This is a genomic window from Gottfriedia sp. S16(2024) (genome assembly GCF_050473765.1).
Taxonomy (GTDB): domain Bacteria; phylum Bacillota; class Bacilli; order Bacillales; family Bacillaceae_G; genus Gottfriedia.
In genome coordinates this window covers 4,197,684-4,216,405 of the sequence record NZ_JBFLUO010000001.1, presented here as the reverse complement: position 1 = coordinate 4,216,405, position 18,722 = coordinate 4,197,684, and the positions used below count along the sequence as shown (strand labels likewise).

General features: G+C 30.2%; 27 protein-coding genes. 25 read left to right on the top strand and 2 right to left on the bottom strand.

The genetic code is table 11. From position 1 onward, the window contains the following. The first annotated feature begins 28 nt into the window (after positions 1 to 28). The 7 genes from AB1282_RS20075 to AB1282_RS20045 all read left to right on the top strand — a co-directional run bounded on the left by AB1282_RS20075 (position 29) and on the right by AB1282_RS20045 (position 4,719). Positions 29 to 427, top strand: coding sequence for a hypothetical protein (locus tag AB1282_RS20075; RefSeq protein WP_429900120.1), 399 nt, complete (start codon positions 29 to 31; stop codon positions 425 to 427). A gap of 160 nt (positions 428 to 587) precedes the next feature. Beyond that, complete coding sequence (locus AB1282_RS20070; RefSeq protein WP_429900118.1) at positions 588 to 881, top strand: hypothetical protein; 294 nt, start codon at positions 588 to 590, stop codon at positions 879 to 881. A gap of 374 nt (positions 882 to 1,255) precedes the next feature. Next, positions 1,256 to 1,777, top strand: a complete 522-nt coding sequence (locus AB1282_RS20065; protein WP_429900116.1) for a hypothetical protein — start codon at positions 1,256 to 1,258, stop codon at positions 1,775 to 1,777. 295 nt (positions 1,778 to 2,072) lie between these two features. Beyond that, positions 2,073 to 2,357: a hypothetical protein gene (locus tag AB1282_RS20060; RefSeq protein ID WP_429900114.1), complete on the top strand. Its 285-nt coding sequence runs from the start codon at positions 2,073 to 2,075 to the stop codon at positions 2,355 to 2,357. Positions 2,358 to 2,555: 198 nt separating this feature from the next. Then, positions 2,556 to 2,885 (top strand): hypothetical protein, encoded by a 330-nt coding sequence (locus AB1282_RS20055; RefSeq protein ID WP_429900112.1) that lies wholly within the window; start codon positions 2,556 to 2,558, stop codon positions 2,883 to 2,885. Positions 2,886 to 3,041: 156 nt separating this feature from the next. Beyond that, positions 3,042 to 3,743, top strand: a complete 702-nt coding sequence (locus AB1282_RS20050) for a hypothetical protein (RefSeq protein WP_429900110.1) — start codon at positions 3,042 to 3,044, stop codon at positions 3,741 to 3,743. A gap of 232 nt (positions 3,744 to 3,975) precedes the next feature. Continuing rightward, the gene (locus tag AB1282_RS20045) at positions 3,976 to 4,719 is read left to right on the top strand and encodes a transglutaminase-like domain-containing protein (RefSeq protein WP_429900108.1); all 744 of its coding nucleotides are present in this window, start codon (positions 3,976 to 3,978) and stop codon (positions 4,717 to 4,719) included. 79 nt (positions 4,720 to 4,798) lie between these two features. On the opposite strand, the gene AB1282_RS20040 is transcribed toward AB1282_RS20045, so the two are convergent. Next, the gene (locus AB1282_RS20040; RefSeq protein ID WP_429900106.1) at positions 4,799 to 5,188 is read right to left on the bottom strand and encodes a DUF3888 domain-containing protein; all 390 of its coding nucleotides are present in this window, start codon (positions 5,186 to 5,188) and stop codon (positions 4,799 to 4,801) included. A 220-nt stretch (positions 5,189 to 5,408) separates the two neighbouring features. On the opposite strand from AB1282_RS20040, the gene AB1282_RS20035 reads away from it, so the two are divergent. The 7 genes from AB1282_RS20035 (at position 5,409) to AB1282_RS20005 (ending at position 9,735) form a co-directional block, all read left to right on the top strand. Continuing rightward, positions 5,409 to 5,927, top strand: coding sequence for a DUF4367 domain-containing protein (locus AB1282_RS20035; RefSeq protein ID WP_429900104.1), 519 nt, complete (start codon positions 5,409 to 5,411; stop codon positions 5,925 to 5,927). Between the two features lie 249 nt (positions 5,928 to 6,176). Continuing rightward, on the top strand, positions 6,177 to 6,563 hold the full coding sequence (locus tag AB1282_RS20030) for a hypothetical protein (protein WP_429900102.1): 387 nt from the start codon (positions 6,177 to 6,179) through the stop codon (positions 6,561 to 6,563). Positions 6,564 to 6,743: 180 nt separating this feature from the next. Then, positions 6,744 to 7,172 carry a DUF4362 domain-containing protein gene (locus AB1282_RS20025; protein WP_429900100.1) on the top strand — a complete coding sequence of 143 codons (429 nt, stop codon included), beginning with the start codon at positions 6,744 to 6,746 and terminating at the stop codon, positions 7,170 to 7,172. A 204-nt stretch (positions 7,173 to 7,376) separates the two neighbouring features. Beyond that, entirely contained in the window at positions 7,377 to 7,847 is a 471-nt protein-coding gene (locus tag AB1282_RS20020) for a helix-turn-helix transcriptional regulator (RefSeq protein ID WP_429900098.1), read from the top strand. 32 nt (positions 7,848 to 7,879) lie between these two features. Next, on the top strand, positions 7,880 to 8,341 hold the full coding sequence (locus AB1282_RS20015) for a hypothetical protein (protein WP_429900096.1): 462 nt from the start codon (positions 7,880 to 7,882) through the stop codon (positions 8,339 to 8,341). 156 nt (positions 8,342 to 8,497) lie between these two features. Further along, the gene (locus AB1282_RS20010) at positions 8,498 to 8,806 is read left to right on the top strand and encodes a hypothetical protein (RefSeq protein ID WP_429900094.1); all 309 of its coding nucleotides are present in this window, start codon (positions 8,498 to 8,500) and stop codon (positions 8,804 to 8,806) included. Positions 8,807 to 9,273: 467 nt separating this feature from the next. Then, positions 9,274 to 9,735: a hypothetical protein gene (locus tag AB1282_RS20005; protein WP_429900092.1), complete on the top strand. Its 462-nt coding sequence runs from the start codon at positions 9,274 to 9,276 to the stop codon at positions 9,733 to 9,735. A 132-nt stretch (positions 9,736 to 9,867) separates the two neighbouring features. Here the strand turns inward: AB1282_RS20005 and AB1282_RS20000 are convergent, their stop codons facing one another. Continuing rightward, positions 9,868 to 10,326: a hypothetical protein gene (locus tag AB1282_RS20000; RefSeq protein WP_429900090.1), complete on the bottom strand. Its 459-nt coding sequence runs from the start codon at positions 10,324 to 10,326 to the stop codon at positions 9,868 to 9,870. A 234-nt stretch (positions 10,327 to 10,560) separates the two neighbouring features. Here AB1282_RS20000 and AB1282_RS19995 point away from each other — a divergent pair, with 234 nt between their 5' ends. The 11 genes from AB1282_RS19995 to AB1282_RS19945 all read left to right on the top strand — a co-directional run bounded on the left by AB1282_RS19995 (position 10,561) and on the right by AB1282_RS19945 (position 18,695). Continuing rightward, positions 10,561 to 11,064, top strand: coding sequence for a hypothetical protein (locus AB1282_RS19995; protein WP_429900088.1), 504 nt, complete (start codon positions 10,561 to 10,563; stop codon positions 11,062 to 11,064). Positions 11,065 to 11,248: 184 nt separating this feature from the next. Then, the gene (locus AB1282_RS19990; protein WP_429901191.1) at positions 11,249 to 11,656 is read left to right on the top strand and encodes an NUDIX hydrolase; all 408 of its coding nucleotides are present in this window, start codon (positions 11,249 to 11,251) and stop codon (positions 11,654 to 11,656) included. Positions 11,657 to 11,937: 281 nt separating this feature from the next. After that, entirely contained in the window at positions 11,938 to 12,465 is a 528-nt protein-coding gene (locus AB1282_RS19985; RefSeq protein ID WP_429900087.1) for a sigma-70 family RNA polymerase sigma factor, read from the top strand. Then, complete coding sequence (locus AB1282_RS19980; RefSeq protein WP_429900086.1) at positions 12,443 to 13,453, top strand: DUF4179 domain-containing protein; 1,011 nt, start codon at positions 12,443 to 12,445, stop codon at positions 13,451 to 13,453. Before AB1282_RS19985 ends, AB1282_RS19980 begins: the two co-directional genes overlap by 23 nt. Before the next feature lie 78 nt (positions 13,454 to 13,531). Next, positions 13,532 to 14,059: an orotate phosphoribosyltransferase gene (pyrE, locus tag AB1282_RS19975; RefSeq protein ID WP_429900085.1), complete on the top strand. Its 528-nt coding sequence runs from the start codon at positions 13,532 to 13,534 to the stop codon at positions 14,057 to 14,059. A gap of 585 nt (positions 14,060 to 14,644) precedes the next feature. Further along, complete coding sequence (locus tag AB1282_RS19970; RefSeq protein ID WP_429900084.1) at positions 14,645 to 14,836, top strand: hypothetical protein; 192 nt, start codon at positions 14,645 to 14,647, stop codon at positions 14,834 to 14,836. Positions 14,837 to 15,274: 438 nt separating this feature from the next. Continuing rightward, positions 15,275 to 15,715 carry a hypothetical protein gene (locus tag AB1282_RS19965; protein ID WP_429900082.1) on the top strand — a complete coding sequence of 147 codons (441 nt, stop codon included), beginning with the start codon at positions 15,275 to 15,277 and terminating at the stop codon, positions 15,713 to 15,715. A gap of 196 nt (positions 15,716 to 15,911) precedes the next feature. Next, on the top strand, positions 15,912 to 16,172 hold the full coding sequence (locus AB1282_RS19960) for a hypothetical protein (protein ID WP_429900081.1): 261 nt from the start codon (positions 15,912 to 15,914) through the stop codon (positions 16,170 to 16,172). Positions 16,173 to 16,426: 254 nt separating this feature from the next. Continuing rightward, on the top strand, positions 16,427 to 17,209 hold the full coding sequence (locus AB1282_RS19955) for a hypothetical protein (RefSeq protein WP_429900079.1): 783 nt from the start codon (positions 16,427 to 16,429) through the stop codon (positions 17,207 to 17,209). 207 nt (positions 17,210 to 17,416) lie between these two features. After that, positions 17,417 to 17,665, top strand: coding sequence for a hypothetical protein (locus tag AB1282_RS19950; protein WP_429900077.1), 249 nt, complete (start codon positions 17,417 to 17,419; stop codon positions 17,663 to 17,665). A 178-nt stretch (positions 17,666 to 17,843) separates the two neighbouring features. Further along, complete coding sequence (locus AB1282_RS19945) at positions 17,844 to 18,695, top strand: hypothetical protein (protein WP_429900076.1); 852 nt, start codon at positions 17,844 to 17,846, stop codon at positions 18,693 to 18,695. Positions 18,696 to 18,722 lie beyond the last annotated feature (27 nt).

The window sequence follows — 18,722 nt, the reverse complement described above, 5'->3', positions numbered from 1 at the left end:
TTAATATTAGAAGGGGGTGTAGTTAGTAATGGATAAGGTTGAAAAGAAAAAGTGGGTTGATAAAAGTATGATTCTATTATTAGTTTTAGCATTTATTATTTTAGCTACAAATGTCCCTAAAATACAGAAATCATTTAATTCAACTTTAAAAGGAACTTACCATAGTAAGCAACTTCCTTTTGTAACAATAGTATTTGATGAAGAAGATCATCATTCATTTTATTATTATAATCGAAATGAAACAGACAAAGGAACATATCTACAGGAAACCGATAAGACTTATGTAATTAATAGTCCTAAGTTTCAAAATTTGAAAATCTTTTATAATGAAAAAAGCAGAACTTTTAAAATAAATATTGATAATGAAACATACGTATTTAAACAAACTGATTCTGTACCAACGATTATTAATAATTCTAATGATTAGATTCTGCTTTGTACAACTAAAGCATAGCAATAGTTGAAGATCAAGAGCTGTTATTTGCGGCTTTTTTTATTAAAGTAAATGGCAGATTAGTTGAACAGGGAATCCAGTAGATTGTATAGAAATAGTCTATTAATAATTGGCAATTTGGTGGAGGTAAGAAATGAGAATTCCGACTAAATTGGATGGTGCTAAAGTAATTCTATACACATCAAATTCCTTGACTAATCAATATGGAACAATAGGAATAATAAACGATGATAAAGAAATAATTGATGAAATACTTGTTACTGCTATGGCTATTTGTCAGTATGAAGGAAGTAATATTTATTATTTATTTTCTTGCGATTTGAACTGGGAAGTTATTGGAGATATAGATTACGATACTATCGACGAAGCAAAGGAAAGCGCTAGTTTAAACCGCAATGTAAAAAATAAGGATTGGAAAACAATATAATCATATGCAACTAACGCATGCATTAGTTTAACAACAATGGATTACTTCGGTAGTCATTTTTTTTGCACTAAATGGAAAAATACGTCATAAATCAAAGTAGAAAAGGATCAATTCAGATCTTTTTTACTTTTTCATTTATACGCTATAGATCTATTAAAATTAAATTGTCAAAAAAGTTAGAGCATTAACGTTCACGAACAGGATAACGATGTTTAAATAGCCAATAAAAATAAGGATAAGAAATTTAGAAATTAGTTTTATTAAGTTATGAAAATCCTAATTTGTAACCAAATGAACGGCATACCGTTTGGAGAGAACTGGATCGTAAATATTTGCCTTATCGAAGTTGTAACGTAATGTAAGGAGTGATAGATTTGAAAAAAATGTTAGCAATTGGTTCAATTAGTGTGTTAATACTTGGTTTATCAGCATGTACAAACGATATCGATAAACAAAAAAAAGAACAAGTAAGTGGTACAAATGTAAAACCAACAAAAAAAGTAACAGGAGACAATCAACTAGTAATATCAAAAGCTAGATTAGGTGATGGATTCAGTATTGAAGAATGGCGCGTGGACCTTGTAGAAAAAGAATGGTTAAAAACAGCTATTCAATTAAATAGTGAACACAGTGGTCCATTATTCTTACGAAGTGAAAGCGATAAATCATTATTATATGTTTATCTAAATCACCTAGATAAAGAGTTCCACGAGATTCAATTTTCAACGAGAAACGAAACCATTACACTTTCTTATAAATCAGAGGAAAGCAAAGGATTTAAATCGGACTCATTATTTGTCATTCGTTCAGAAGATAAGAATGGCACAGACCGTCCAATACAAGTTGTTGAAAATGGTGAGAAAGTAAAAGATGTTAATGTCGGCATTATTGATTAATTTTCCTATATTTTTTAAATTTGGCGCAGATATAGTTTTTTTGAATTGAAGGGTTTTGATGTCACTACAAAAAATTTAGAGTGGCGGTAGTCGCTCAAGGTGATCTTTAATTCAAGCATTTTTGATTTCTAATTCAACATTATGGCAGTTTAGCTGAACAAGTAGTGACATAAATTGTTCTATTATTTTAATGAAAAAATGGAGGTAATTTAATAATAAAATCGAAAATATTGGTATTTAATCCATTTTATATAATAGGGACTTTCAAATAGGTACATAAAGTGGGAGGTTGAAAATGGAAAAATTCGCTTACTTAAAGGATAGGTACATGATTATAGGTGAAGGTCAGGAATGGATTGTCTTAATACCAGTAATAGCCGCAGTTTTTTTTGTAATTGCTATTTATTTTTTTACTAAAAATAAATGGGGAAGTATTTTAATATCTCCAATTGTTACAGTTTTATTATCTGCTTATGCATTTAGATATGTGATCCATTTATATTTCATCCTTTCCTCATTTATTATTAGCTATATTGTTATTAAAATATTAGATTCTAAGAAAGAGTCTAAGTCAACTTAGCGTCTCCTTTTCGTAATCCTTATTCAACTAAAGCATGCATTAGTTGCATTACACGAGCTGCTTATATGCGGCTTTTTTTATTGTAGTAAATGGCAGATTAGTTAAACAATATTAGACAAGTTATTTAAGTTATTTGTGATACTATCTTTATAACAAAAAGATGGAATTACTTACCAAAATAAAATAGGAGGTTTATTTATGAAAAGAAAACTAGTATTATCAATTGGTTTTGCAGGTGCTTTAGCATTATCAGTCGGATTTGCAAAAGACTTCCAAAATACAAAGGTATATGCACAGACTAATGGAGACCAATTCAGAGTTGTATCATTAGAAGAGCAAAATCGTATAGAAGCTATGGTATCTGAAGGGGAAACTGAACAAGCCACTTATAATGGGGACCAATATACAGTCATATCAGTAGAAGAGCAAAATATGGTGGAAAATAGTTCAGCTCAGCAAGTGTTTGTTCCACAAGAAAACGGGACAGGTTTCTATTTTATAAAGTTAAATAAGTTTAAGTTTCTTTAAACAACTAACGCAATGCGTTAGTTGAACTACATGAGTTGCTCTGGCAGCTCATTTTTTCATGCGATAGTTGTATATGGATTTGCTATGATAAATCATTTTTGTTATGTTATACCACAAGATTTAAATTATATTAAGTTCGAATAGGAGAATATTGCATTGAATTGGCTCAGAGAAATGAATGTAAAGACAGGAGTTAATGGTACATTAGGTAATGGAATAAGTAATGAAAAACTCGAAATAAAAATAGTTCAAATAGATAAAAAACGTAATGATATAACTATCATTGCTCAATTCTTTATTGCGATACATACACTTTTTGATTTACCTCTTGTGACAGCTATTCCGATTACAAATGATGAAGTTGAAGAGATAGTCATGGAACAAATTGCCGTTCACTTCAATAAAATTCAAAAAATAGTCATCAATGATCGCTTAGAACGAATTCAACTGAGGGAAATTAAGGACTTCTCTAAATACAAATTCTTGGAAATGTCTCGATATAATCAAATTCACCCGATTATCAGGGAATTATATTTTTCGTCAGATATTATTCCTTTAGAGCACAATTTTCTAACCTTTAGGGAAAATAAAAAACTATACCAAGTTTTAAATGAAAAAATTGAGATTCCTTTTCAAACCGATTCAAGTTTTTTAGATGTCATCAAGTTTATAAAAAAATCTTTTGGTGTTTCAGAAGAAGATAATCACACTTTTGTTATATCACCAGCTGGATGGAAACTAAGGAATGAAATAAAAAATCTTGAATCAATTAAGCTGTTCAGTAAATATTTTAATTTAGAATTAATTGTAGACAACGAGAATAGTCAAATATTATCGCTTGATCTTTTAAATAGGTAGTTATATGAAGGAATAGTATACAAATTCCTTAAGTAAATAACGCAGTGAATTTGCAAACAAAGGAGTTGGCGATAATTCAGCTCCTTTTTCGGTGTTAGCTGGAGATTTTAAAGCATCTAAAATAATGAGAATTATATGTTTTTTGAAGAATACTTTCCTATTAAAATGGTAATTTAACTTTTGAGAAGAAATAGCTAGTTATTCAATTAAGAACTTATTTGGAGGTACTTAAATGATTACCTTTTCTTTAGAGGAAAATAGAATTCAAGATAAGTTTTTATGGTTAGATTACAACCATCCATATCTTAAGGAACTTCGAGAAAGGTATAATTTAATAAGCCTTATTAATGATGAGATGGACGATCTAACAAAAGTGGAAGTCATAATGAGTTGGGTTAGTTGTTTATGGGAGCATAATGGTGAGAATATACCTAAACACTTTGATCCTTTATACATTTTAGAGCAAGTATTTAAAGGTAAGCAATATCGGTGTGTTGAATACGCGGTGGTTCTAAATGGTTGTTTAAATGCTTTGGGGCTTCGGTCGAGAATATTGTCTCTAAAAACACGGGATTGTGAGACTAGAAAATTTGGAGCAGGGCACGTCGTTGTCGAAATATATATTACTAAAATGAAAAAATGGATTATGGCAGACCCTCAATTCAATGTGGTGACTTATCAAAACAATGAACCTTTAAATGCAGTTGAATTAGCTATGAGTAACAAGTGTACAGTTGGAATAAATCAATCATTTAAGGATGGTTTTTCTTACTATGAATGGATTTTACCATACCTCTTCTATTTTACAATCAATTTTGATAACAGAATTAACGTAGACCTTTCATATAAAGAAAAAAAACAATTGATGTTAGTTCCGTTAGATTCTCATTATCCAAAAGTGTTTCAACAGGTGCACTCCATCGGAGATGTTGAATACACAAATTCAGTAATAAGGTTTTATTTGAAACCTATTTAAAATCACGATGTTCAACTAACGCATGTTAGTTGAACAAAAAAGGGAGGATAATCATTTTGATCATCCTCTCTAACTATTCTTAATAATTTTGACAAGTAGTTCCTGGTTGAGTTTTTTCTACTTTGTAATTAATTAATTTGAAATTAAAAACATCTTCTTTGTTTGAAACTATAATGGTTACCGAATAATGAGGAGGATTATGTGCACCCTCAAACGTCATCGTTTTTGCTTCTACTGTAAATACTTTCGGTCTATCTGGCTCCCTTTTTATTTCAATTAATCGCTCGCATTGAGTTGATATGTTATAAAGGTTACCAAAGTGCTTTTTTAGAGCCATTAAATAATATGGTTCAAGGAACTGGATAATTAGTTCCTCTTTATCCTTATCATTTATATTTTGAGCAAACGTGTTATAAGGAATAAAAATCAAATTGTATATAACTATACACGACATCAATATCGTTTTCATTAGTAATCTCCCTATCTCAAAAGCATGTTTAATGTATCTATTACCAATTTAAACGGAACTTATTAAAAATAATCTTATAAAACTAAAACATGCTTTAGTTGAAAATCACGAGTTGCTTGCGGCTCGTTTTTTTATTGCAGTAAATGACAGTATAGTTTTAATAAGTAATGACAGTTCGGAGATACTACAATTAAAATTTATTGAGAATCGAGGTACAAAATTGATAACGTCCATCCGTTTATTTATTGTCCTAATCTTAATCCTTTTAAGCATTAGTTCAACAACAGCTATGGCTAAAGAAATTAAGTATAATCACAATAGCATTACTGTACCAGATATAAAGAATAAAGTAGATTTTAAGGTCTTTACTCCCCAAAAAGTACCTGGTGGTTGGACACTAGAAACTAAAACATACCCTTGGGGCGAAAAGGAAAAGTTCACTTATATTAGATTACACTACATGGATACAAACGATACAAAACTTATAATAGGTATTGAACAAAGAAAACAATTACGATTACAAGATGAACGTTTAGAATCTAACTCTAAGCAAGTCGAGATTAATGGATACAAAGGATACTTCAAAGAATGGGGAAATAGTGGTCAATTGGACAATAATCATGGAGAACTCATTACTGGTGGTTTGCTTTCTTGGAACCAAGAGGGAACGCATATAGAAATAGATAGCATGAGGTTAACAGAAGAAAAAATGTTAGAAATTGCAAGGTCAATGAAATAGTATTATACAACTAAAAGCAATGATTTTATTGAAAAACATGATCGACTATTCGTCGGTCTTTTTTATTGAACAAACTGGCAGGATAGATATATAAGGCAAAGAGATTTTGGTGTTAATTTAGACTGATTAAAGACGCTTTTTACTTTAATCAACAAAAAATGCTATTAAATTAAGGTGAAAATAACCCAACTTTAAATTAAAGGTATGAGGATATCCTTCGTAGAAATTTCTTTTAATGGAGGTGTAGTTATGAATAAGTTATTTCTAATAGGTATTTTTTCAGTTCCTTTGATTTTTGTTCTAAATGGTTGTCAAGAAGAATCATCTAAAGAAAAAGATAAACCTCATGTATTGGAAGTTAAAAATAATGAAAAACAGTCATTAGATGTAAGTGAAAGTGTGTGGGATCAGCTTACAAGTAAGGATAAAAATCATATCCAAGGAGACTGGAAAAAAGCAAGAGTACAGCAAATAATTCTTCGTGATTCAATGGGAATGATTACTGACAAAAAATTTATTGGAAAAGAAGTTTTCATTGTAAACTACCCTTCAAATGATAATCCCACAATAGGTGATTTTGTAGTTTATGCAGATCTAAAATCACATAAATTAATCGGTTATGGATATAGAGATTAGTAATGCAAACTAGTTTCAAAACAAAACCTAATACAACAAACGTATTCTTTAGTTGAAGATTATGAATTGCTTGAAGCTCTTTTTTTTATCGAGGTAAAAGGTACATAATTAAAGGGAAAGGGTCTAAATTCTAGAAATAATAATATAATTACTTTGCTATATGTGGGGTTGATAAAACAAATGAAAAGTAAACTTTTGATGGGAATGATTGGTTTTATTTTATGTGTGGGGTTAGTTGCTTGTAATGGTACGCAAAAATCGAATTCTGCACAAACCCTTCCTGATTATAAGCCAACAGTTGATGATGTAATAGATACGCATGGAGAAGTGAAGAATATGTCAAAGTTTCTAACGTTTTTAGACCATGTTAAGAGAGGGGAACCTGACCAAGTTAGAGTGGTTCATTACACTACTGAAGGCGACCCAATTTTACATGATTTACACTATAACGGAAAAGAGATTCACTCGACTGTTGACACAAGAAGGGACAATTTCGGAGATCAAAAAATTTATTCAACAATTTGCAAAACCATTGAAGAGACCGAATTGAATTATGTATTGACTAGTTGCAAAGATTCCACTCACGATACGACCATCTTAACAAAATAAATTAGTTTAAAAGCACCTTTCATTGAAGGGTGCTTATTTTATTTCAAATCATTTGAATAAGGAAATCTCAATTAAAAAAATATCAAAATGTATTTATTTACAAAAAGTTCTGAAAAGTGTAATATTACACTATGATGGTAAAAATAACCTTATGGAATGATTAAGATAATTGTTATGAATCTGTTCATAAGGAAGTGATTATATATGAATAAGGATAAACTCATCGAACTCACATCAAAAAATGTCAGAATGATTCGCCTAGAAAAAGGGTATTCGCAAGAAAAAATGGCAACTGTTCTTGGAATTTCAAAAAAAACACTAGTTCAAATTGAAAAAGAACGAACATTATTAGGATGGACAAATACTGTTGCAGTCTGTGCTTTATTCAAGGATAGTATGATTTTAAAAAACTTCTTTGGTAATGAACCTTTTGAAGTCATCGAAACAATCGCACATGAAGAAATGAATACTCCAAAAGATAAAACACTAGGTAGGAAGTTATTTTGGAATGAAGTTGAGAAAAAAGGAGTCTATCGTGTACAACAAAATGTAATTAGTCAACATTATAGAATTTTAGATGATTCAGATTATAGATGGTATAGTTCGTTTGATCAGGTAGATGTTATGAATCGACTTTCTGAATTAACAAACAATCAATTAAAGGAGAAGGATTAATTCAAATTAATAAAATGAAGGGGAGAGTAGTTATGATCAAAAACAATATAATTTCATTAATTGTTCATATGCTTGTTAGTGTTCTAATTTGGTTTACAGCAGGGTTTATTACGGATTTGCTAATTAAATTATCTGTTTCAGAAACGATAACAAATGTAATTTATATAGTCACTTCTATTTTAGGATGGTTTCTGTATTACAAAATAGGTAGTAAATTATTGGTCAGTCAGAAAAATGTATTAAAAGATTTTTTATCTGTTTCATCCGTGTTAATTGCAGCTCTATTAATATGGTGTTATTGCTTCTTTTTTACAGATGGAGGATGGGCTTGGATGATACTGGGGATTTACAATGCATCTAACTATCCTATATCCTCAGTTTTAATTACGAACGAAGTCAATTTAATCTGGGTGTCTTTTATTCCAAGTATATTACTCTGGATTAGTATGATTAATAGAAAACATCAAAAAGAAAATTTTACCACAAACCATTAATAAAAAGTGGTTTTATGCAACAAACGAATGCGATAGTTGAAGATCTTGAGCTGCTAATTTGCGGCTTTTTTTATTCAACAAAATGGCAGTTTAGTTGCATAAGAGAAAAGGTAATTTAAAGGGATATATAGAAGAGGTTATGTAGGAGGCGGTACAATGATTGGTATTTTAATAACGATTTTGTTCATCGTAATCACGATTTATAAAATATTTAAAAACAGAAAAATAATAAAGGAACTAACAAAACTTCAGATTTCAGGTGTATTTTTAACCTATCTTATTACGATTTTTTTTATGTTTATTTGCATTTATTACGGTGGCAATTGGATTGGAGAAAGTCTTTCAAATCTATTTGTAAGAAAATTGATTCAAATCATAGATATTATTCTAACTCTTATTATATTTGGTAGCATTTTAGAAAAAACGCTTAAAAAGATTACTAATGGGGTTCTTCCAAAAAATTAAAAGTTGTTCAACTAACTGATGCTTTAGTTACATATAAAAACAAAGGAGTTTTATAATAATTGAAGAAGAAAAATAACGATATTAAAACTTCTGAGATTCTAATAATTATTGTACTTTTATTACTACAAAAAATATTAAACATTTCTGATTTAGTATTTGGATTGATATGTAGTATTTATGTTTTAATAATTATATTTTCAGATACAAAAGGTGACTGGAAGAGGTTTTTTAAGAGAGTTATTCCAATTGTAATCTTAGCAATTCTTGTAAATATATTTTTTTGATTTTACTGGTTCATAAGTCATTATCAAATCTTTTTATTGAACTAACGCATTGCTTGAGTTGAACAACATAATCGGCGTTATAGTCGATTTTTTTATTGAGCTAAATGGCAGTTTAGTTGAACAAGGAATTTATATAAACTTATTGAATTTAATAATTATAATCAACTAAAATGGGGTGTTCTTTTGAGTTCAACCTATAAAGGATTAGTAGAAATTGACCTTGAAGATGGAGAAGTCAATATCACTGTTTCTGGAGATGAACAGGATTTCACTTTTTCTTCTGGTTTAGGTTCTGTTATTTTACCTCAGCTATTCTTAGAGTTATCCTCACTTTATAATGGAAAAAGTAGTCGTGTTCGATTGAGTAATTACGGTAATAGTGACTATTATAATTTTGTAAGAGATAGTAATAAAATTCGTATCGAGCAAATTAATCATCAACCTGGTGGCAGAGATATCTATTCTTTTAATCTTTATATGTTTGTATCGACCATTGATAAAGCCTTTAGCAAACTTCTTAGACACCTTCATAGAGAAGGGATATTAGCATTGCGATTTCAAGATGAAGCTCACCCTTTATGTAAAAACGTTCTCGATAAATATAACGAATTTTCATCTATTATTAGGAAGTCTGGAATGAAGTAGTGTAAAGGCAATGAACAAGGTATTTTATTTCACTAACTGATGCTTTAGTTCAATAACGAATAATCAAATTTGTATTAAATAAAAAGATAGTAAAACAGATGATTCCCGTTTTACTATCTTTTTTATAAAACATTAATTTTTAAAATTGAATACTTGCATGTGTTTTCGTTGACCATTGCAATCTTTTGGTTTCATATCTTCTTTTCTTATGAGAGGTTCATCTTGCCATGTAATTACAACTGTAAGTTCGTTTGCTTTAACTGAAATTGGAAAGTGACGTCTAAAACTATTGCGACCTACTTTATCCTGTTCATCTGTAAATAGTTCAAATTTAGTTTGAGTCTTTGGTTCGTTTCGAAAAACATCAACATGAACATTATAAGCCCAACTAGCGTTATTGATAACAGATAAAGAATATACATCAAAAACATCTTTTCTTGCTTCTTGTTCAGTAGATGTATCTATTTTTAGTTTCCAATGATCAGTCTCTTGTATAATTGGTAAGGATTTAGGAGTAAATGCATGTGCATTGATTGCACTTCCAAAAAATGAAACAAATAAAATGCATATATATGATAAAAACTTTTTCATAATGCCGTTCTCCTTTAATTATTTTTAATTTAGTTTCTCTAAAGTAGAAATTGCTATACATTTAAAATAGTTTTTTTATAAGTAGTTTATTTTCTAGTTGTACAACCCAAAGTTGCTTCGTAAATGGCAGGTTAGTTACATAAGAAATAAATGAAAAACTTAGCTTAGGAATAATGAAGGAAATATCATTTCAGTTAAAGAATTAACATATTATGGAAAAAGAAGGAGATGCCTATGAAGAAAGTTTATATGTTAATTTCGATTGTTTTTTTATTGTTAGTGGGTTGTTCAAAAGATGTATCTACACAGAACCCTGATACACCAAAGCTAAGTTCTACATTCAATTATCCAGTAACTTTTGGTGATGGTAAAAAGGGTGAATATATCTTGATTGGTGAGAAAGGTAAAGTTGCTTTTCAAATTGGTTCGGGAGAAAAAGGTAAGGGCGTTGTAAATCCGATTGTTGAAGGAAAAACAGATAAGTATATGTGGTATTTTTGGGGTAAAGATGAAGAGTTAAAAGGGAAAATGAGGGTAGAAGGAATTTCTGAAAAAGGAAAAAAAGAAACAATCCTTACCGCATCTAGTCTTGGAATTGGTGCGAGTCCGATTGAAGGTGCTAATGCAACTCTACCTTCAAATATGGTGTTTTCAAAGCCAGGTAAATGGAAGTTGAACGTCTATATTGCAGACAAATTATTTGGCAAGTTCGTGATTTATGTACAACCAAACAGTTAACAAAAATTCAGTTTGTTATGCAACTTACGCATGCAATAGTTGAACAACATAATCGATTTTGTATTCGATTTTTTAATACACAAAATAGAAGTATAATTGAACAACAATGATAGGAAATTAAAGATTTATGATGAAATAAATAAGAATCTATGGTTCTAAATTATCCAAAAAGGTGGCGGGCAAAATTTCTAATCCTAAACATTCTTTATCTGCTGGTGCAGTTGTCTTAAATGATGAAGGTAAAATCTTGCTAATTAAAGGTCCTCGTAGGGGGTGGGAATTTCCAGGTGGGCTAATCGAAATCGGTGAAACTATACATGATGGCGTTATTAGAGAAGTAAAAGAAGAAACTGGGATTGATATCGAAGTAATCAAGTTTTGTGGTATTTATCATAATTTAAAATCGAATGTTTGTGCGACATGTTGGTTAGGGAAAGCAATTGGTGGAGAAATGGAAACTAGTAGTGAAAGTTTAGAGGTAGGGTTCTTTACACTAGAAGAGGCATTAGAAATAATCACATGGTCAAATTTCAAAGAAAGAATTCTAAAAATACTAAATGAAGAAGAACATCCTTTTTATGTGGCGTTTTAAAAAATTTTAAGCAACTAACGCATGCGATAGTTGCTTAAATTTAGGAGTCTATGATGATCGACTCCTACTTTAGTATTTGGCAGGAAAGTTGAACATAAAATTTGTGCTAAAATATAGAAAAGATAGAAAATTAACTCAACTAAATCGTTAACAAGATAAAGAGTCGCAAATGCGACTTTTTTTATTTGTTGATATAGAAAAAGCCCGCAAAATGTTACATTTAACAATTTATTGAAACTTTTTGTGACAATTCAAACTCTAATAGATGAGGAGGGACGAAAATGGATGATACTCAATTAGTTACACTAGCTAAAAATGGTGATACAAATGCATTTGAACAACTATTGATGAAGCATAGAGAACAATTATATAGAACTGCATTTTTATATGTTGGCAATCGTGCAGATGCTTTGGACGTCGTACAAGAAACGGCTTATCGAAGCTTCGAATCTATTGGCAAGTTAAAAAATGATTCTTTCTTTCTAACTTGGGTAACGAGAATCCTAATCAATTGCTCAAACGCAATTATAAAAAAGAGACAGATTCAAGAGCCAATTGAAGAAGTTGAATTGTACATTAATGATAATACAAATGAGAAAATCGAAATGAAAGAAGCTATCGAGCAACTCCAAGAAAAATATCAAACAGCCATTATATTATTTTACTACCATGATTATTCGATAAAACACATTGCGGAAACAATGCAGATCCCTGAAAATACGGTTAAAACATACTTAAATCGTGGGCGAAAAGAACTAAGGAAATTAATTGAGGGAGGTTCTAAAAATGGACAAACAAACATTTCTTGAACATGTTGATAGTATTGAAGTTCCACAAGAGGATGTAATAAAAGCAATTAAAATCGGTGTAAATCGTGCACAAACAGTCCCAACATTACCAAGTATAAAAAAAGGGAAAAAAGTAATAACAGGTCTTGCAGTAGCAGCTAGTTTGTTACTTATATCAAGTTTTATTGTGCCTGAGTTTTCTCATGCTTTAGCTGATACTCCATTGATTGGAAATTTCTATGAAACGTTTAATCAACTGATTGGCAGAAATTTAGAACAACAAAAGCTGGTCACAAAATTAAATCAATCGTCTACAAACCAGGGAATTGATGTAAAAATTAAAGGTGCCTATTACGATGGGAATGTAATCGGTTTTGAATTTCATATAAATGGCGATTTAGCAAAAAGTGACGACGGACGATATTACGTAATGTACAAATTGTTTGGAGGAGATACTACCATTGATGATAGCACTGAAATTACTGAAATAAAAAAAACGAAAAATGGATTTTCAGGTAATATACAATTCTATAATTTCTCTAAAGAAGTATTAAAAAACATGGAGATTCCATTATCATTTACAAAGATTGGAGAGAAAGAAGGTAATTGGGATTTTAATGTACCGATTCAGCAAATTCAAGCAACTGAGTTTTTAATAAATGGGGTTGACGGTAAAAATGAAAAGGAAAACGTCTTAATAAAAGTTACTTCTATTTTGTATGGAAAAGCGTCTACAGTCATTAACTATCAAGTGTCCTATCCAGCTTCTAGAAATTATAAAACTTATGGATTAAATGTATCTAATACTAGTGGAAAAGAAATCCCTGTATTAAGTGACGGGGTTGTACAAAAGAATGAAAAGGACTCTATATTGACGGTAGAAAGACGAGTTGTCATATCGCAAGTCTTAAATGAAAAATATAGTGACATATTTGTGAAACCAACGGTTCTTCAAGAAAATTTCAAGGAAGTCGAATTTAAACCTATAAGGATTGAATTGAATAAATAGGAAAATTTGCTTTAGAAATTCATAGAGAATTATTGTTAAAATTAATTGTATATAGATGATATTTAGGGGGATTTAATAGTGGACAAAGCTCAATTAGCGCAAGAAATTTATCATACCGCCCATTTAACTGGTGAATTTAAGTTAAGATCAGGATTAGTATCAAACGAGTATTTTGATAAATACTTATTTGAATCGAATCCAATACTGTTAAGAGAAATAGCTGAGCACTTATCAAAATTAATACCAGAAGGTACTGAAGTTTTGGCTGGATTAGAAATGGGTGGAATTCCGATTGCAACAGCCTTATCTTTAAAAACAGGCATCCCAGTAGTTTTTGTTCGAAAGGAAGCTAAAGCCTATGGAACTTGTAAACTTGCAGAAGGAATCGATATTCAAAATAAGAACGTTTGTATTATTGAAGACGTAGTGACAACTGGAGGACAGATTAAACTTAGTGCTGAAGATTTAAAACAAGTTGGTGCTAACGTAAAAGATGTTCTATGTGTAATTGATAGAAAACAAAATGGTAAAGAAAATTTATACGAAGCAGGATTAATCTTACACTCATTACTTACAATGGCTGACTTAGTTGCTGTTACAAAATAAATTATTTTCTTATGTAACTAAAGTAATGCAATAGTTGAACAACTTTAAAGCTGCTTCGGTAGCTTTTTTTATTCAAGAAAATGGCAGTATCGTTGAACAAGGAAATAATGATAAATGTCGAAATTAATTTAATGAAATAAAAATGAGCCACAAAGGTTCTAAACATACAGATTAAGATTGGTGAGAAATAATGCATAAAATAAAACACAATATAATTACAGAAGAAGTTTTGCAATCATGGAATCAAAAATTTGTACCTGAATTTGATTACTTTTTTTCGAGGAGCGTCCAAGCTTTTTACCTGTCAAGGAACGTGCAACAGTTGAGTTGTCATTAGATCAAAAAACCTCATACTTACCGTGGAATATTTCCTCAAATGCCAGTTATATAGGTACTGTATCGAATGATGAGTTTTTCGGGTGGGAGGAGACGTTACAAAAATCAGTCCTAAGGGAACAGATTCGTCTCAATCGAGGTTACATATTTGAATTAGATGAGTTACTAAACGTAATAGGAGACAGTAAGTGCAGTATTGTAGAATTATATTTAAATACAATTATCACTAAAGGGTTTTAGGGAGGAAAAATGCTCAGAATTACATTATTTATAGAATGCAACAACGAAGAAGAGGCTTTATTAATAATGAATGAATGCTTAAAATTAAATGACAAATATACGTCTTCTTTTAAGCTATTCTCAAAAGAAGCGTATTGGAAGTTTGATGGCTGGTATAAAATAGTTTTTGATATTGAAACAGGTTGTCCAATTAACATTTAATACTTAAAAGTTTTGTAAATAAATGGGATTGGTACGGTAGAGATGCGGTTTCTAGTAGTGATGATCCAGATACAATATTTTTCGATAATAGAGTGAGATTCTCCAACTGTTGGTTTGAAGAGCTTACTTTATAAAGGCGAAACCTTATTCAACTACCATGGGAGTACGATATAAACTTCCATTCACTGTTGTGAATCTAAGGATTCATGGATGGCTAACGCATGCGTTAGTTGAACAAGAGTATATTAAAAAGTCGATTTTCGAAGACGGAAGTCGACTTTTTTGATCCTTTATAACAAATGTAGTCAAATCCCTTTAGTGTTGATCTAAACCAATTGTACTAATTAGCAGGCGTTCTGTATTCTCAAGCAAAAGGTATAATCTGTAATCTGAAGAATATATAAATGTAAACCTTGAAAAGGAGTGATTCTTATTTCGTTGAAGGTAGCATTTCGATACTTCTTATATTCGGTTGTTTTCTTTATTACAATTTTCATAGTATTACAACTCCAACGATTGTTGAAACAACATACAGCTGAAACTTATAATTTCATCCCAATGATAATTTATGCCCCTTTGTTATACATCATCATTGGGATACTCCTCGGATTACCAACGATTCTTAAAGAGAACAGTAAAAGTGGAAGATGGGCTTTCAAATTAGAAAAATTGGTATTTGTTGGTGTACCAGCACTATATATTGCATTGTATCCTTTGATTTATGCCAAAGCACGTATCTTGATGTTACCAAACTATATAAGCACTGTGCTTTTGTCTAGTGAAATATATCTCGTTGCTGCCCTGATTTTTGGATATATACTTATAACTGTTTTAGAAAAGAAAAATATAGAACATCCAGAGGTTCAAACGAATGTGTAGTGTAATAAAGCTTATGTAACTAACGCATGCAATAGTTGAACATCAAGAGCTGCTAATATGCGGCTTTTTTTATTCAACAAAATGGCAGGATAGTTGAATTAGAAAACAGGTATTTAAGAGAGCGTTATAGAAAAAGATGATGGAAGGAAGTTTAATGAAAATCTTCTCTAACAAATAAAAAGGGAGTAAAATGATAATGAAATTTCGTGGTATTCTTTTAACGGTAATTGCTTTGATTTTAATATTTACAGGATATAGAGCTTATTCTTCTACAAATAAACCCGTAAATAATAGTACAACTACCTCTATGAAAGTAATAGATAAAATACGTTCAAAAGATAAATACATCATTGAGGTTGCTGGTGTTAATGACAAAAATATAACAGGAAAAGTAATTGTAAAAGAAGAAAATGTCTGGAATTTAATTGAAAAAACCGCGAATATTTTATGGTGTTGAGCTTTAAATCAAGTAAAATGTATACTCCTATATTCAGTGAAGGAAAAGCAACGTTACAACAGATTGATATTGTAAAATAAACAGAAATTAAATATCAAATCTTTTTGAACTAACTGATGCTTTAGTTAAACAACAACAGAGGATGATCATTAATCGATCATCCTCTGTTTCTCTTATATGGAAGTTTAATTGAATAAGAAGGGGAATACTAGGAGTATCTTGAATATTGAAATGAATAAGTTTAGGAGGTATAGATGGGTAAACTTAATGATTATTACAAGGAAAAGTTATTTAGATTGTTTGGATTTACGCCTAAAAATGTAGGATGGACTTCATATGCTACGTTAACGATTGAACCAGAATATATGGTTGACTTAGAAAATTTAAGTTTCGAAAATATGGAATGGCTAGAACTTTATGAAAATCTTGAAGTAGTCGGAGATTATGATGAGGTCAGCATGGATTTTAGAATTAGAGAATTTATACCAAGTAAAAAAGATGAGCCTCACTTTTCATTAATAACAGAATTTTATTTAATGTTAGGTAATCAATTTGAAAACGGTGAAATTTCCGTTTTTGTTAATAAAAAGTTGGATAACTGGCTGATAACAGAAGTTATTTTACATTTTAAAAATTGTAGAGTTGTTTATGAAAATGATTTACCGACTGAAGTAAGATTATCTAATCCTAAAAAGGTGTCTTTAAATGAGATTCATAAAAAAGGAATAAATCCTATTATTAGCGAACTTTATGGTAAGGTTAGTGAAATTGAACCAGAATGGAGTCCATCTTTAGGTTACAAGGTAATTACAGAGAAATTAGAAAAATACGAAGATCAAGACTTTGATATGGTATTCGAATATCTAATTAGGACAACAAAAGGTAAACACTTATTATCATTTTCATGGGTAAGTCTGGTTTTAGATGAATCTTTAAAAGATTCCGTAGCGATTAGATATTTTGCTCACAAATGTAAGAATATGTATTTATGGGTAAATAGAGAGAAAAAAATAACAACGATTCAATTAGAAATTTAAGTAAGTTTTTCTATTTAAAAAAATAATTGTTGTTCGACTATCTCATACAATAGTTGAATATAATGATCGACTGTTTAGTCGATTTTTTTTATTGATCTAAATGTTTAAATGAATAAGTGTAACTAAGGCATACATTTATTGAGCAATGATTTAAAAATATATTAAGGAATATAATATATCTAAACGATCTTATAAGGGAGAGTTGCAATGTCACAGGAAATGGAAAATAAAGAGAAAAAACCAAAAGAGAAATACGATGGTGTTCATTTATTAGCTTTTTTTGGTATTGCATTTATTCGAGAATATTTCCATCTGTCATTCACATTCTATTTTATAGCAACCTCACTCTATTATATTGTAGCTTATTATTTCTTAGAAAAATGGAAGTTGCAAACTATACTAAAGTATATTTTTCTAGCATTAATCACTTTTTTAATTAGTAAGTTTTTATTTTAATTCTTCATATACCCTATTAAGCTATCTCATGCATTAGTTGAAGATCATGAGCAGCACTTGGCTGTTTTTTTTTTGGATTTGGTAGATTAGTTCAATAAGAGTTTTCAAAAAAAGACCATAATATCCAAATTGATAGTAGGGAAATATAGCCCTATACCAGTAAAAGGGGACATATTTGATGAAGAATATTATGCGATTTACCTTACTATTTGTGACATTGAATCTATCACCGATATCTGTTCAGGCTGACGAAAAACTAAATGAAGGGTTAATGAAAATTGTTAAAGAGTTTACTCCGTCAAATGCTTTACTTGTAAGTCCTGAAAAACCTTTGTCCACGCCTCCAGTTCAACTTTATGACTTTAACCAGGATGGGCAGAAAGAATTAATTGTAACATATAAAATTAAAGCAAAAGAGCAACCTTCTCCTTCCCAGTATGGAGTAATAGTATTAAAGAAGATTAATAACGAGTGGGGAAAAGTATGGGAGACAAAAACTCAAGGAGTAGATTTAAATTTTTCAGGATTAGCTGATATTACTGGTGATGGTGTAAAAGAATATTTATTTGGTGTTACAGTTGGTGCAGCAGTAGGAAGCAACCTTGAAATTTTTCAGTGGATTGATAACTCATTTAAAAATATCGCAGAAGTTCCTTATCATGAAATCGACCTATTGAATGGTAATCAAAAAGTAGGTATGGCAGTTTGGCGAATGTATGTAGCAGATAGTTATTTAGTAGATGTTTTAAAATGGAATGGTGAAAAATTAGTTAATGATAAAGAATTATATTCTAAATACTATTCTGTTATTGAAAAGTTTTATAATGATAAAATTTCGAAAATGGATACGTGGTTTTACTGGTATTGCCTTGCAGATGCTCAAATTAAATCAAGCTTATTCGAAGAGGCATCTAAATCAATTGAAAAAGGGAGTTTGTTAGCAAAAAAATTATCAATGCCTGAGGTAGTTAAGATCTTTAACAAATTAAGTGACAGATTGGAAGAAAAGAAATATGGCATGTACAACTAACTCTTGCATTAATTGAACAAAATGATC

Excerpts from the sequence above, each read along its gene's own strand:
- AB1282_RS19950 (WP_429900077.1), top strand. The coding sequence starts at position 17,417 with ATGTCACAGGAAATGGAAAATAAAGAGAAAAAACCAAAAGAGAAATAC.
- AB1282_RS20070 (WP_429900118.1), top strand. The coding sequence starts at position 588 with ATGAGAATTCCGACTAAATTGGATGGTGCTAAAGTAATTCTATACACA.
- AB1282_RS20025 (WP_429900100.1), top strand. The coding sequence starts at position 6,744 with ATGAAAAGTAAACTTTTGATGGGAATGATTGGTTTTATTTTATGTGTG.
- AB1282_RS19995 (WP_429900088.1), top strand. The coding sequence starts at position 10,561 with ATGAAGAAAGTTTATATGTTAATTTCGATTGTTTTTTTATTGTTAGTG.
- AB1282_RS19945 (WP_429900076.1), top strand. The coding sequence starts at position 17,844 with ATGAAGAATATTATGCGATTTACCTTACTATTTGTGACATTGAATCTA.
- AB1282_RS19955 (WP_429900079.1), top strand. The coding sequence starts at position 16,427 with ATGGGTAAACTTAATGATTATTACAAGGAAAAGTTATTTAGATTGTTT.
- AB1282_RS20060 (WP_429900114.1), top strand. The coding sequence starts at position 2,073 with ATGGAAAAATTCGCTTACTTAAAGGATAGGTACATGATTATAGGTGAA.
- AB1282_RS19985 (WP_429900087.1), top strand. The coding sequence starts at position 11,938 with ATGGATGATACTCAATTAGTTACACTAGCTAAAAATGGTGATACAAAT.
- AB1282_RS19960 (WP_429900081.1), top strand. The coding sequence starts at position 15,912 with ATGAAATTTCGTGGTATTCTTTTAACGGTAATTGCTTTGATTTTAATA.
- AB1282_RS19980 (WP_429900086.1), top strand. The coding sequence starts at position 12,443 with ATGGACAAACAAACATTTCTTGAACATGTTGATAGTATTGAAGTTCCA.
- AB1282_RS20000 (WP_429900090.1), bottom strand. The coding sequence starts at position 10,326 with ATGAAAAAGTTTTTATCATATATATGCATTTTATTTGTTTCATTTTTT.
- AB1282_RS20075 (WP_429900120.1), top strand. The coding sequence starts at position 29 with ATGGATAAGGTTGAAAAGAAAAAGTGGGTTGATAAAAGTATGATTCTA.
- AB1282_RS20020 (WP_429900098.1), top strand. The coding sequence starts at position 7,377 with ATGAATAAGGATAAACTCATCGAACTCACATCAAAAAATGTCAGAATG.
- AB1282_RS20045 (WP_429900108.1), top strand. The coding sequence starts at position 3,976 with ATGATTACCTTTTCTTTAGAGGAAAATAGAATTCAAGATAAGTTTTTA.
- AB1282_RS20040 (WP_429900106.1), bottom strand. The coding sequence starts at position 5,188 with ATGAAAACGATATTGATGTCGTGTATAGTTATATACAATTTGATTTTT.
- AB1282_RS20055 (WP_429900112.1), top strand. The coding sequence starts at position 2,556 with ATGAAAAGAAAACTAGTATTATCAATTGGTTTTGCAGGTGCTTTAGCA.
- AB1282_RS20010 (WP_429900094.1), top strand. The coding sequence starts at position 8,498 with ATGATTGGTATTTTAATAACGATTTTGTTCATCGTAATCACGATTTAT.
- AB1282_RS19970 (WP_429900084.1), top strand. The coding sequence starts at position 14,645 with ATGCTCAGAATTACATTATTTATAGAATGCAACAACGAAGAAGAGGCT.
- AB1282_RS20015 (WP_429900096.1), top strand. The coding sequence starts at position 7,880 with ATGATCAAAAACAATATAATTTCATTAATTGTTCATATGCTTGTTAGT.
- AB1282_RS20030 (WP_429900102.1), top strand. The coding sequence starts at position 6,177 with ATGAATAAGTTATTTCTAATAGGTATTTTTTCAGTTCCTTTGATTTTT.